The organism is Bradyrhizobium sp. 157 (genome assembly GCF_023073815.1).
Lineage (GTDB): Bacteria > Pseudomonadota > Alphaproteobacteria > Rhizobiales > Xanthobacteraceae > Bradyrhizobium.
In genome coordinates, this window is the sequence record NZ_JADPKF010000033.1 from 119,382 (window position 1) to 132,822 (window position 13,441).

At 63.0% G+C, this 13,441-nt stretch carries 11 protein-coding genes; 5 read left to right on the top strand and 6 right to left on the bottom strand.

Annotated features, from left to right (window positions below; translation table 11 throughout):
• Window positions 1–112: 112 nt before the first annotated feature.
• From IVA95_RS07785 to IVA95_RS07800, 4 genes are all read right to left on the bottom strand, one after another.
• Window positions 113–1,030 carry an MBL fold metallo-hydrolase gene (locus tag IVA95_RS07785; protein ID WP_247509973.1) on the bottom strand — a complete coding sequence of 306 codons (918 nt, stop codon included), beginning with the start codon at window positions 1,028–1,030 and terminating at the stop codon, window positions 113–115.
• A gap of 183 nt (window positions 1,031–1,213) precedes the next feature.
• A complete protein-coding gene (locus tag IVA95_RS07790; protein WP_247509974.1) occupies window positions 1,214–2,428 on the bottom strand; it encodes an acyl-CoA dehydrogenase in 1,215 nt (404 codons plus the stop codon).
• A 191-nt stretch (window positions 2,429–2,619) separates the two neighbouring features.
• Window positions 2,620–3,693, bottom strand: a complete 1,074-nt coding sequence (gene ribB / locus IVA95_RS07795; protein WP_247509975.1) for a 3,4-dihydroxy-2-butanone-4-phosphate synthase — start codon at window positions 3,691–3,693, stop codon at window positions 2,620–2,622.
• A 208-nt stretch (window positions 3,694–3,901) separates the two neighbouring features.
• Window positions 3,902–5,629, bottom strand: a complete 1,728-nt coding sequence (locus IVA95_RS07800; RefSeq protein ID WP_213251483.1) for a cation:proton antiporter — start codon at window positions 5,627–5,629, stop codon at window positions 3,902–3,904.
• Between the two features lie 76 nt (window positions 5,630–5,705).
• Here IVA95_RS07800 and IVA95_RS07805 point away from each other — a divergent pair, with 76 nt between their 5' ends.
• Together IVA95_RS07805 and IVA95_RS07810 are read left to right on the top strand one after the other, a co-directional pair.
• The gene (locus IVA95_RS07805; RefSeq protein ID WP_247509976.1) at window positions 5,706–6,086 is read left to right on the top strand and encodes a DUF3124 domain-containing protein; all 381 of its coding nucleotides are present in this window, start codon (window positions 5,706–5,708) and stop codon (window positions 6,084–6,086) included.
• Window positions 6,087–6,153: 67 nt separating this feature from the next.
• A complete protein-coding gene (locus IVA95_RS07810) occupies window positions 6,154–7,395 on the top strand; it encodes a PLP-dependent aminotransferase family protein (RefSeq protein ID WP_247509977.1) in 1,242 nt (413 codons plus the stop codon).
• A gap of 530 nt (window positions 7,396–7,925) precedes the next feature.
• Here IVA95_RS07810 and IVA95_RS07815 read toward each other — a convergent pair.
• Window positions 7,926–8,912 carry a tripartite tricarboxylate transporter substrate binding protein gene (locus IVA95_RS07815; RefSeq protein ID WP_247509978.1) on the bottom strand — a complete coding sequence of 329 codons (987 nt, stop codon included), beginning with the start codon at window positions 8,910–8,912 and terminating at the stop codon, window positions 7,926–7,928.
• Window positions 8,913–8,947: 35 nt separating this feature from the next.
• On the opposite strand from IVA95_RS07815, the gene IVA95_RS07820 reads away from it, so the two are divergent.
• Window positions 8,948–10,645 carry an FAD-dependent oxidoreductase gene (locus IVA95_RS07820; protein ID WP_247509979.1) on the top strand — a complete coding sequence of 566 codons (1,698 nt, stop codon included), beginning with the start codon at window positions 8,948–8,950 and terminating at the stop codon, window positions 10,643–10,645.
• A gap of 33 nt (window positions 10,646–10,678) precedes the next feature.
• Complete coding sequence (locus tag IVA95_RS07825; RefSeq protein WP_247509980.1) at window positions 10,679–11,530, top strand: DMT family transporter; 852 nt, start codon at window positions 10,679–10,681, stop codon at window positions 11,528–11,530.
• 10 nt (window positions 11,531–11,540) lie between these two features.
• Here the strand turns inward: IVA95_RS07825 and IVA95_RS07830 are convergent, their stop codons facing one another.
• Window positions 11,541–12,821 carry an amidohydrolase/deacetylase family metallohydrolase gene (locus tag IVA95_RS07830; protein ID WP_247509981.1) on the bottom strand — a complete coding sequence of 427 codons (1,281 nt, stop codon included), beginning with the start codon at window positions 12,819–12,821 and terminating at the stop codon, window positions 11,541–11,543.
• Between the two features lie 320 nt (window positions 12,822–13,141).
• Between IVA95_RS07830 and IVA95_RS07835 the strand changes: the two genes are divergently transcribed.
• Entirely contained in the window at window positions 13,142–13,369 is a 228-nt protein-coding gene (locus tag IVA95_RS07835; protein ID WP_247509982.1) for a hypothetical protein, read from the top strand.
• Window positions 13,370–13,441: the final 72 nt, after the last annotated feature.

A 13,441-nucleotide genomic window follows, 5' to 3' on the forward strand; every position in this document is an offset into this window, starting at 1 on the left:
CGCGTCATTCCGGGGCGCGTCTTAGCGCGAACCCGGAATCTCGAGATTCCCAGGTGCGCAATTGCGCACCATAGTTCGACACTTCGTGTCGCCCCGGAATGACTGCGAGAGATCAAGCCATCCGATAAGTCCCGCCGATCACCGGATCGCCATCCGTCGCCACGATCCCGCGGGCGACGAGATCTTCCAGATGCGCCAGCACGGAATAGCCGGCGGCATTCGTCAGCCGCGGGTCGATGCCGATATAGATCGCGCGGACCATGGTCGGGATGTCGGTCTCGCCCTTGGCAAGCCGATGCAGGATCGAGGCCTCGCGGGCCTGGCGGTGCCGGATCAGGAAACGGACATAACGCGGCCCTTCCGGAATTTCCGGCCCGTGCCCTGAGAGATACAGATCCTCCTCGCGCGCCTCCAGCCGCGCCAGCGAGGCCATGTAGTCGCTCATCGATCCGTCCGGGGGCGCGACGATCGACGTCGACCAGCCCATCACGTGGTCACCGACGAAATTGATCTTTCGCTCGGGCCACGCGAACGCCAGGTGATTGGCGGTGTGGCCGGGGGTTGCGACCGCCTCCAGCGCCCAGCCCTGCCCTTCAATGACGTCGCCGTTCTTGACCTCGATGTCGGGCCTGAAATCGCGGTCGGCGCCGGATTCCGGATTGTGCTTTTCGCTCTCGAAGCGTGGCCGCGAGGCGCGGTGCGGCCCCTCGGCATAGACGGGCGCGCCGGTGGCCGCCTTGATCCGCGCGGTGTTCGGCGAATGGTCGCGGTGGGTGTGGGTGACGAGAATATGCGTCACTGTCTCACCGCGCACGGCGTCGAGCAACGCCTCGGCATGCGCTTCATCATCAGGACCGGGATCGATGATCGCGATCTTGCCCTTGCCTACGATGTAGCTGACCGTGCCGGTGAAGGTGAACGGGCTCGGATTGTTGCAGAGGACCCGCCGCACGCCGGGCCGCGGCTCATCGACGACGCCGGGCGTAAGCGGAAAGTCGCGGTTGAACGGGATGTCGTCGTTTTCGGCCATTGTTCTTCCTGCTCATTTCGCGACACACCACAATCGTCATACCCCGCGAAGGCGGGGTATCCAGTAAACACCGGCGTTCGTGATCGACCGAGAGGCCTCTGGAATACTGGATCGCCCGCCCCAGTGCGCAATTGCGCACAAGGCGGGCGATGACAGCAAACGCCGTGGGCACGCGCAACGCCTTTACGAAAACGCCTGAATCCCCGTGATTGCCCGGCCCAGGATCAGGGCGTGGACGTCGTGGGTGCCTTCATAGGTGTTCACGGTTTCCAGGTTCGCGGTATGGCGCATCACGTGATACTCGATCTGGATGCCGTTGCCGCCGTGCATGTCCCGCGAGACGCGGGCGATGTCGAGCGCCTTGCCGCAATTGTTGCGCTTGACGATCGAGATCATCTCCGGGGCCATCTTGCCCTCGTCCATCAGGCGACCGACGCGCAACGAGGCCTGCAGGCCGAGCGCGATCTCCGTCTCCATATCGGCGAGCTTCTTCTGCACCAGTTGTGTGGCCGCCAAGGGCCGGCCAAACTGCTTGCGGTCGAGCGTGTATTGCCGCGCGCGATGCATGCAGTCTTCCGCTGCACCCATCGCCCCCCAGGAGATACCGTAGCGGGCGCGGTTGAGGCAGCCGAACGGCCCCTTCAGGCCGGATACGTTGGGCAGCAGCGCACTCTCCGGCACCACCACGCCGTCCATCACGATCTCACCGGTGATCGAGGCGCGTAAGGACAGCTTGCCGCCGATCTTCGGCGCCGACAGGCCCTTCATACCCTTCTCGAGAATGAAGCCGCGGATCTGGTTGTCATGCGCGGCCGACTTGGCCCAGACCACGAAGACGTCGGCGATCGGGGCGTTGGAAATCCACATCTTGCTGCCGCTGATACGATAGCCGTCCGACACTTTCTCGACACGGGTCTTCATGCCGCCGGGATCGGAGCCGGCATCCGGCTCGGTCAGGCCGAAGCAGCCGACCCACTCGCCGGTGGCAAGCTTCGGCAGGTATTTCTTGCGCTGGTTCTCGTCGCCATAGGCGTAGATCGGGTACATCACCAGCGACGACTGCACCGAGTTCATCGAGCGATAGCCGGAATCGACCCGCTCGATCTCGCGCGCCACCAGGCCGTAGGCGACGTAGCTCGCGTTCGCGCAGCCATATTCTTCCGGCAGCGTGACGCCGATCAGGCCGAGCTCGCCCATCTCGTTGAATATCTCGCGGTCGGTCTTCTCTTCCAGATACGCGTTGATGACGCGCGGCAACAGCTTGTCCTGCGCATAGGCACGCGCGGTGTCGCGGATCATGCGCTCATCTTCGGTGAGTTGGTCGTCGAGCAGGAACGGATCGTCCCACTGGAAGGAAGCCGCCGTCGGCTTGTCCTTGGCTTGAGGGCGCACGCTCATGAAAATCCCTTTCGCATCACTGTCCTCATGGAAATTGTCGATAAATTAATGCGCTATCGGCAGAAGCGCAAATGGTTCACCACGTCATTCCGGGGCGCGCCATAGCGCGAACTATGGGGCGCCCCCTGCGCCCCTGAGAATCTCGAGATTCCGGATACGGTGCTAGCGCACCATTCCGGAATGACAGCACGCTATATTTCCAACTTTTCGTTGGCGACGATCTCGATGCCGAAACCGGATAGCCCCTTGTAGTCGTGCACCGACGAGGTGAGATTGACGATCGAGGTGATGCCGAGATCGCGCAGGATCTGGGCACCAACGCCGACTTCACGCCATTGCCGGTGCCTATCGGCCTCTGCCGTTTTCTGTTCGCCGACCGGCTCGACGGGAACTCCGGCCGCGCCGTCGCGCAAGTAAACCAGCACGCCGCGGCCGGCCTTCTTGAAATGGTCCAGCACGATCTGCATCCGCGCCTGGCCGGTGAAGAGATCTTTGACGATATTGGGCTTGTGCAAGCGCGTCAGCACGTTCTTGCCGTCGCCGACGCCGTTATAGACGAAGGCAGCATGCGCGATCTCGTCGAATGGCGAGCGATACGCATAGCCCTGCAGCGGACCGATCGGGCTGTCGGTGGTAAACGTAGCTACCCGCTCGATCAACTTTTCGCGCGCCTGACGATAAGCAATCATGTCAGCGATTGTGACGTGCTTGAGCTTGTGGGTGGCGGCGAATTTCGTCACCTGCTCGCCCTTCATCACAGTGCCGTCGTCGTTCATCAACTCAGAGATGACGCCGACCGGCGGCAGGCCGGAAAGCTTGCAGAGATCGACCGCCGCTTCGGTATGGCCGGAGCGCAAGAGCACGCCGCCGTCGCGGGCGATCAGCGGAAAGATATGACCGGGCCGGGCAAAATCATTGGCGGCGTTGGGATTGGCGAGCGCGCGGCAGCAGGAGGCGCGCTCCTCCGCCGAAATGCCGGTGCCGCCATCGGGTTTATAGTCGATCGAGACGGTAAAGGCGGTGGTGTGACTGGACTCGTTATGCGCCACCATCGGATCGAGCCGCAGCCGCCTGGCGTCGTCGGTGGTGATCGGCGCGCAGACGATGCCGGAGGTGTGGCGGATAATAAATGCCATCTTCTCCGCGGTGCAGAGCGAGGCCGCGACGATCAGATCGCCCTCGCCCTCGCGATCATCATCGTCGGTGACGACGACCAGTTCGCCTTTGGCAAAGGCTTGCAGAACTTCCTGGATGCTATCGGCCATTTCTCAAAATCTCGCCAAATCTCGCTAGCTTCAGCAGTGCATTAGCCGGACTCTATGCGCGGCGCCAGCGCCAATACGCAGGGCGGAGCGGCGTCCGCAGGCATACCAGCCCGTAGCCCGGATGGAGCGAAGCGCAATCCGGGTAGGTCAACCCGTTTGCGAAATCCCGGATTTCGCTGCGCTCCATCCGGGCTACGCAGCCCCATTTTTACGGCAGCACCTCGCGGCGCTCGCTGAGCAGCGCGTCGGTCTCGGCGCGTTTGTCCTCCAGCAGCCCGGCCTGGGCGGCTTCGATCACCTTATAGAGTTCGTGGGCGTCGCTGAGCCGGGTCACCGTCACGTAGTCGGCGCCGGCCTTGTAGAGGTCGTTGACGTTGGCCAGGATCTCCGCGGTGGCGACGATCTTGGCGGTCGGATTGAGCGAGCGGACATGCCGGACCAGCTTTTCGTTGTCGGCACCCTTCAACAGCGAATCCGGGATGCTGAGGATGATCAGCTCCGCCTTGCCGACGCCGGCATGCACCAGCGTATCGACGTTGCTGATGTCGCCATAGACCACGTGCATGCCGCGGTCCGTCAAGGTTCTAAACACCAGCGGATTGAAGTCGATCACGGTGATCTGCTCCAGCACCGCTGGATTGAGCCGTTCGATCTCGGCAACCAGCGCGCTGGCGGCGCGGAAGAACCCGAGAATGACGATCCGGCGCGCCTCCCCGTGCCCGCCCTCGTGCCCTCCGTCGGCCTCATGCTTGTGATCGAGATCGCGGAGCCCGATCCGCTTCAGGGGACCGATCAGGTTTCGCGTGACCTGATCGCTGCGGCCCATGACGAAGGTACTCAGGACCGCCAGCACCACGAAGGCGAACGACGCCGCGCTCGACGTCTCAGGCCCAATGTGACGCGCCGTCACGCCGGTCTGGATCACTACCAGCGAAAACTCCGAGATCTGCGCCAGGTTGATCGCCGGCAACAGGCTCGCGCGCAGGCCCTGCTTCATCAGATAAAGCGGCGTGAACGTCGTCACCATGCGGCTGACGACGGTGAAGGCCGCGATCGCGAGCGCCAGCCCGATCACCGACGCACCGGGGATCGGGATGGTCATGCCGAGCGAGACGAAGAACAGCGTGATGAAGAAATCGCGCAGCGTTGTCACCTTGGCGGTGACGTCGAGCGCATAAGGGAATGTCGACAGCGATACGCCAGCCACCAGCGAGCCCATCTCGCGCGACAGGTGCAGCCTCTCCGCGATCTCGCCGATCAGGAAGCACCAAGCTAGTGCACCGAGCAGGATCAGCTCAGGCCGGCGCGCGATCTGGTGGAACAGCCACGGCAGCACATAGCGGCTGAGCACCAGCGCGGTCGCTACCAGCACGCCGACCCGGGCGATCGACAGCAGGATCACGCTCACTTGCAGATTGTCGAGGCTCGGCTGCACCGCCAGGAACAGGATTGCGAAGATGTCCTGCAGCACCAGCACGCCGAGCGTAATCCGCCCGGGCAGCGTGTCGAGCTCGCGCTTCTCGTACAGCACCTTGACGATGATGACCGTGCTCGACAGCGCGCAGGCGATGCAGAGATAGAGCGCGTCGAAATGCCCGCTGCCCATCGACAGGCCGATCCCGATAAAGAACAATATTCCGAGCAGGACGCCGCCGACCAATTGCCCGCCCGCGGCAAACAGAATCACCTTGCCGGCGCGCACGATCTTCTTCAGGTCGATTTCCAGCCCGATCATGAACAGCATGAAGATCAGGCCGAGTTCGGAGATGACGGTAATCGACTCCTGCGACTCGACCCACTTCATGCCGAATGGACCAATGACAAACCCGGCGATAAGGTAGGCCAAAATCAGCGGCTGCCGCGAAAAATGCGCCAACAGGCCGAGCCCCCAGGCGAACAGGATGCATAAGGTAATATCGCGAATAAGCTCGTGCATGGTTCCGGACTTCCCCCTTCTGCAACCTAGAGGTCCCGGCGCAAGGGTCAAACAAGTAATGTGTCACAGCCATAGAATGAGGGCTTTTCACGCGATTCTGGCCGCGTTGTCGATCCCGTACGCCCCCACCGCCAGCGCCCGGACCGCGGGCGGAATCGAACAGAATTTGGCAAACTCCCGCCCCCTGATCCCCGAGCGGATCGCCTATTTCGGCACATCAGGCAAGATGGTGGAGAGCTACCTCAAGTCCCCGATTGGGCTAAAACCCTTCGCGACCGTCGAGGCCTTCGTCGCTGCAAATGAGGTGCGCGGCGGAAGGGGAGCCAATTTCGTGGTCGACTGGGCGGCCACGGGCGAGATCGCCGAGCCCACGGACGAGGCGGTGATGGTCGGCGGCGTCGGATATCATGCCTTCATCAGCCAGGCCGATCAGGATCGTCGGCAAGAACCAGGCTGAAGGACGACGAGACAGAGAGCCGACCGGTCGGCCCTCTCAACAAGAAACAAGATGGAGTGAAACATTCATGTCTACCGCTTCCTTCGATTTTGCGCCCTTGCTGCCTGCCGGATTGCCGGCACCGGCAGCGCGGTGGACCGGGCTTGCCAGATACAGCTTTGTCGGCGGCAACAATGATCCCGAGCAGGTTCCGGTCGATGGCCTGGTCGACGCCGTCAATACCGTGCTCCGGCGCGAGGGCAAGACGCTCGCGACCTACGGCCTCGCCAGCGGCCCGCAGGGCTATCGCCCCTTGCGCGAATTCCTCAGCGCGAAACTCAAGCGCGACGCCGGCATCGCCTGCATTGCCGACGATATCATGATCGTCTCCGGTTCGCTGCAGGCGCTCGATCTCGTCAACCAGACGCTGCTCGCGCGCGGCGACACCGTGCTGGTCGAGCAGGAAACCTATCAGGGCGCGCTGACCCGGCTGACGCGGCTCGGTGTCAGGGCGGTCGGCATTCCCCTTGACGACCAGGGCATGCGGATGGATGCGCTGGCGGCTGCCCTTGCCGACCACAAAAGCCGCGGCATCACGCCGAAATATATCTACACCATCCCAACCGTGCAGAATCCGACCGGCAGCATCCTTCCGGAGACGCGGCGCGCCGAGATGCTGAAGCTGTCGCAGGAATATGGCGTGCCGATTTTCGAGGACGATTGCTACGCCGATCTGATCTGGAGCGGCCAGCGGCCGCCCGCGATCTACGCCATGAGCAAGCATGGCGGCGTCATCCATATCGGCTCGTTCTCGAAGTCGATCGCGCCGGCGCTGCGGGTCGGCTTCATCGTGGCACCCTGGGAGATGATGTCGCGGATGCTGGCGCTGAAGACCGACGCCGGAAGCGGCGCGCTGGAGCAGATGGTGCTGGCCGAGTATTGCGTGCCGCATTTTTCGACCCACGTGCCGAAGCTGACGCGCGGCCTGCGGGCCAAGCTCGACACGCTGATGGAAGCGCTCAACGAGCAGTTCGGCACCTCGGCCGAGTTCGAGGAGCCCGAGGGCGGCATCTTCTTGTGGGTGAAACTGCCCGACAATGTCGACACGCTGAAACTCTATCAGGCCGCGCTCGCCGCGGGCGTCGCCATCAACCCCGGACCGGAATGGTCAACCGACAAGGCCTATGCCGGCAGCCGGCTGCGGCTGTGCTTTGCCAGTCCCTCGCATGAACAGATCCGCGAGGGCGTCGCCGTGCTCGCCGAAGTCTGCCGCAAGGAGTTTGGCGTGCCGGCACGGATTGCCAATGTGGAGAAGCGGGCGCGGAGCTGAGCCTGTTCCGGCTCAACTCGTCGTGCGAAACACTATTCGCAGCGGAGCGCCACGCATCTCGCGCACCCGGTCTCCGGGTTGGGTGAGACATTCGCTCTCGTGCGGCAGCCGCCCTTGCTCGTCATAGGGGATCGGCCGGACTGGGCGGTCCGTCGCTGCCTTGCGGTGGGATACGCCTTCGCTGTGTGCCACGTTCGATCCTTTTGCCGGACATCATCGCCAAGCAAGGAGGCCCTCGCATTGATTGAGATCAAACGGCGTCGGCCGCCGCGCCACTTGATTTTGATCAAATTAGAGCATGATGATTTTTGGTTAGATCGATTTGGCCGCAGACGCGCTTCACCTCTCCCGCTTGCGGGGGAGGTCGGCGCGAAGCGCCGGGTGGGGGCTCTCTCCACTCGGGCACCGTCGCCCGCGGAGACACCCCCACCCCAGCCCTCCCCCGCAAGCGGGAGAGGGAGCGCACCTTCTTCGTTGTTTCAATCAAGCCCAATTTCATCATGCTCTAGCCGCAGGCCGTGGCCGGTGTCCTATTCAGCCTTGATGCCGGTCTCGGCGATCAGCTTGCCCCATTTCACGCTTTCGCTCTGGATGAATTTTGCAAAAGCCTCGGGCGAGGTGGGCGCGGGTTCGGCGCCCAGAAGGCGGATTTTCTCGATCGCCGCGGGATCGCTCAACGCCTTCACGAAGGCGGCATTCAGCGTTTTGATGATTTCGGGCGGCGTGGCAGCGGGCGCGACGATGCCAAACCAGCCGACGGATTCGAATCCGGAGAGGCCCTGCTCCGCCAGCGTGGGAACATCGGGCAGGAAGACCACGCGTTTCGCGGCAGAGACTCCGAGCGCCTTCAACTTGCCGTCGCCGATCAACTGCTTTGATGCAGGGATGTCCAGCACGGCCAGCGGGACATGGCCGGCAAGAACATCCGTCGTCGCCGGCGCAGTGCCGCGATAGGCGATCAACTGAATTCCGACACCGGCCTTCTGGTTGAACAAGGCCGAGGTCAGGTGCATCGCCGTTCCATTGCCGCCATGGCCGATCGACAGGCCCGCCGTCTGAGCCTTGGCCTTGGCAATGAGATCGGCGACCGAGCCAATAGCCGATTGTTGCGAAGACACCAGCACGAATGGAATTTCCGCCAGCAAGGTGACCGGCGCCAGATCCTTGACCGGATCGAATGCCATCGCCGCGCGGTTGAGATGCGGATTGACGGTCAGCACACCGGCTGCGGCCACGCCGAGCGTATAGCCATCAGGTGCTGACTGGGCCACCGCGCCGATCCCGATATTGCCGCCCGCGCCCGCCCTGTTCTCGATGACGATCGGCTGACGCAGCGTTTCCGAAACCAGCGGCTGCAGGGCCCGGATAACGATATCGGCACTGCCGCCGGGTGGAAACGTCACAATAATCTTGATGGGTTGATCGGGATATGCGTTTGCTGCTTCAATCGCCGATAACAACAGCGACGAAGCAACAACAAGGGCGCGGATCATGCCTTGCCGGATCGACGGAAACATTGAGGGTCCCCCGATGATCTCTGTGGCGCCCAGTAATGCATGATCGTCCCAACCCAGCAAGCGACAAGGCGGCAGGTGACATGGTGAAGACCAGCGTTCTCGTGGTCGGCGGCGGTCCGGTTGGTCTCACTTTGGCGATGGACCTCGCATCGCGGGGAATATCCGTCACTGTCGTGGAAACGCGCGCCGCCGGCGAGCCGCCGAGCGTGAAATGCAACCACGTCTCGTCGCGATCGATGGAGATCTTCCGCAGGCTCGGCTTGGCGCAGAAGCTGCGCGATGCCGGCTTGCCGGCCGATTACCCCAACGACTGCTCCTACCGCACCACGGCAACCGGCATCGAGCTCTCGCGCATTCTGATTCCCTGCCGACGCGATCGCTATACCGCCACCGGCGGGCCGGATACCGATTGGCCGACCGCCGAGCCGCCGCACCGCATCAACCAGATCTACATGGAACCCGTGCTGTTCGCTCACGCTGCTGGCATCGAGGGGCTTCGGATTTTCAACCGCACCGCATTCGAGGATTTCAGCGATCGCAATGACGGCATCGTTGCGACCGTCCGCAACCTCGACACCGGGACCGCCTTCCAGGTCCATGCCGACTTCATCGTCGGCTGCGACGGCGCGCGTTCGCTGGTTCGCAAGAGCATCGACGCCAATCTGCAGGGAACGCCGATCATCCAGCGCGTGCAGTCGACCTACATCCGCGCGCCCGCCCTGCTCGGCCTGATGGACCGGCCCGCCTGGATGACGCTGTCGCTCAATCCGCGGCGCTGCGGCACCCTGGTCGCGATCGACGGCCGGGAAAAATGGCTGATCCACAATCACCTCAATCGCGCAGAAGAGACCTTCGAAAACGTCGATCGCGACGCCTCGATCCGCGCCATTCTCGGCGTCGGCCCCGATTTCGAGTATGAGATTCTGAGTAAGGAGGACTGGGTCGGCCGTCGCCTCGTCGCCGACCGGTTTCGCAAGGGCCGCGCCTTCATCTGCGGCGACGCCGCCCATCTGTGGATGCCCTATGCGGGCTACGGCATGAATGCCGGGATTGCGGATGCCACCAACCTGACGTGGCTGCTTGCCGCCTATCTGCAAGGATGGGCCGACCTCGCCATCCTCGATGCCTACGAGGCCGAGCGCCTGCCCATCACCGAGCAGGTATCCCGCTTTGCGATGGAGATGGCGGGCAAGGTGCTGAGCCAGCGCCGCATCGTTCCCGATGAAATCGAGCAGCCGGGGCCTGAGGGCGACGCCGTCCGCAAGCAGGTCGGGCAAGCGGCCTATGACCTCAACGTGCAGCAATATTGCTGCGCCGGCCTCAACTTCGGATATTTCTACGACCGCTCCCCGATCATCGCCTATGACGGCGCGGAGCATCCGGGTTTTACGATGGCGGATTTCACGCTGTCCTCGACGCCGGGGTGCCGGCTTCCGTTCGCGAAGCTGCCGGACGGACGGCCCGTCTATGATGCGTTGGGTCCGGGCTACACACTTTTGCGCTACGATCCGGACGTTGCGGTTGCGCGCTTGGCCGATGCGATGCGCGCCAATGGCGTGCCGTTTGAAATCGTCGATGTACCCGCCGACCAAGAGCCGCCGCCCGGCCGCCACAAACTCATCCTTGCGCGCACCGATCAGCACGTGGCCTGGCGGGGCGACACGATCCCGGATGATCCTGCGCACCTCGTCGACAAGCTGCTCGGCCGAGGCTCCAAACTCGGTCCGGGTTGACCGCCCATGGGGGAAGCGCGTTCTCAGCAACGCTTGGGCATTGCCCTCGTGGTCGCCGCCGCCATCGCCTGGAGCACGGCGCCATTCTTCACACGGCTGCTTCCCTATGATTCCTGGACCATCCTGTTTTGGCGCGGATTGTTCGGCGGCGGCCTGATCGTGGTCTTGATGGTGCTGTTGCAAGGTCGTGCCGGCCTGCGGGATCTGACCAGGATCGACAAGAACGGCTGGCTTGTCGCGTCGTTTTCGACGTTGGCGATGATTGCCTTCATCCCTTCGCTGCAGCTCACGGATGTATCCAATGTAGCCATCATCATTGCGACAGGCCCCTTCCTCGCAGCTGCGCTTGCCTGGATATGGCTGCGGGAAATCCCCCAACCGCGAACCATGCTGGCGGGCATCGTGGCACTCTGCGGCGTCATGATCATCGTCGGTAACGCGCGCGCCGACTCCGACATCCTCGGTATCGCCCTCGCCTGCTTCATGGCGCTGGCGATCGCTGCGATGACAGTCATGGTACGGCGGCACAAGAATACGTCGATGGTCGCCGCTGCAGCGATGTCGAACATCCTGGGCAGCGTTATCAGCATTCCCTTCGCCCACGGAATAGCTGCGATAACCGGGTTCGACCTGTTCATCCTCGCGATGTTCGGATGCTTTCAGGTCGCCCTGGGCCTTACACTGTTTTTCCTCGGCTCGCGCCTGCTGCCATCCGGCCAGGCGGCCCTGATCTCCACGCTGGAGACGCCGCTGATGCCGTTCTGGATATGGGTGGGATTTGGCGAGGTGCCCACACTCCGGGTCCTCGCCGGCGGCGCCCTGGTGATGGGCGCCGTCATTGCCGACATCGTCGGCGATATCCGCGCGCAGCGGCAATCAAGATGAATGGGCCGAGCTACCGCACCGCGAATGGCGCCTGGTAGGGCCGGCCGAACGGCACGCCGTTGATCACGGTCTGCACCGGCTTGAGCAACAGCTTGCCCTCGCGCTTGTTGTTGCGGGTGTCGACGAACGAGGTCTGCCCCTCCACGAGTTCCAGGATCGCGACGTCGCCGGGTGCGCCGATCTGCAGCGTGCCGATTTTCGGCGCGCGGTTGATGATTTTTGCCGGCGTTATGGTCGCCGCCGCCACCACCTGCTCCAGCGAAAGCCCGAGCGTGACGAACTTGCTCATGACGTTCGGCAAGTAAGGCATGCCCGGAGAATTGCCGGAGAAGACGTGGATATCGGAGGAGATCGTATCGGGCGTGCAGCCGCCCGGAAGCGCCACCTCCGCCACCGTGAAGTCAAAACTGCCGCCGCCATGGCCGACATCGAACATCACCCCGCGCTGCTTGGCTGATAGCGCCGCCGGCAACAGCTTGCCGTCCTGCACGATATTGGTGAAGACGCCGCCGATGTTCGGAGCGCCGGAATAGGCATGCGTCAGCACGTCGCCCGGCCGCATCAGATCGAGAATCTCTGACATCAGCTCCTTGGTCTCGACGCCGCCGATATGCACCATCATCTTGGCCGGCCAGCCGCACATTTCGCAGGCCTTTATGCTGCGCTTCAGCGGCTCGAGGCCATGCCTGGCGATGACGTTCTCGGACATCCTGACCTTCACACCGAGCAGGAAGTCCGGATTTTCCGCCAGCGCCATCGCGCACGCCTCTACCTGCGCGTAGTCGATGTTGTAGAGCTCAGCGACCGGGAAACCGGACAGGCCGTTGTTGGCGATATGGACGAAGGCGTAAATTCGCGCCCGCGATTGCGCCACGATGTAGCGGCGCAGCGCCGCGATGTTGTTGACGCCGGCATCGCCTGCCGACACCACCGTGGTGGTGGCCTGCGCCTGTACCAGTTCGTCAGCGGGAATGCCGATCGCCGAACCGTAGGGGTAGACGTGCGAATGCAGGTCGATCAGGCCTGGTGTCACCAGTCTGCCTGAGGCATCGATGGTCTTGGCGGCGCGCGCGGCCGGTATCTCGTTCTCGACCGCCTCGATCACGCCCCAGCGGATGCCGATGTCGCGCTTGCCCCTGAGTGACTGGCTCGGGTCGAGCACGTCACCGCCCTTGATCACGAGGTCGAATTTGTCGTTCGGCCTCATCGCGGCGGCAGCAGGGCCCGATATAGCCGCGACCGCGGCCGAGCCTGTCAGACTCAGAAAATGACGGCGTGAAACCTCGCTCATGGCAACGTTCCCCCTGAGATGATTTTTTATGGAGGCGAATGATGCGCCGAGCGTTGGCATTCCGCAAGCAGCGTCGCGCCGGCCCACGCAGAAACCAATAACCGCCTCGCCGATCTTGCGATGGGCGTGCGGCTTGCAGGCTCCGGCGCTTGCGCTGCAACAACCGAGATGTGCGGGGCGCGGTGGTATCGATCCGACAATCAGCATTCAGCGCGCTGATCGTCATCGGCATCTGAACAGCGTTCAGAATTCTCCTCCAATTCGGCCGGAACGTTCCTCATCATCTCTTGTTTTATCTTCGCTCAATTGAGGAGGATTGGATGAAGAAACTTGGCTACATCATTGCGGCACTCGGCGCACTCGCCATCGCAGCTCCGTCAATCGCAAGCGCCGAGACCGTCGTGATCAAGAAGCGTAGCTACCACACGGGTCACCATCACCACCATCACGGTGCGCGTGCCGAATTCCGGCGCGACCGCGGTTGGCATCGCGGGCATCGGCACGGTCACCGCCACAAGACCGTGGTCATCAAGAAGTATCGTTACTGACGTAGCATTGCTGGAGCCCGGTTCTGATTAATTCAGTGCCGGGCTCCGTTTTGTTTGAGCCGTTCTTGACGC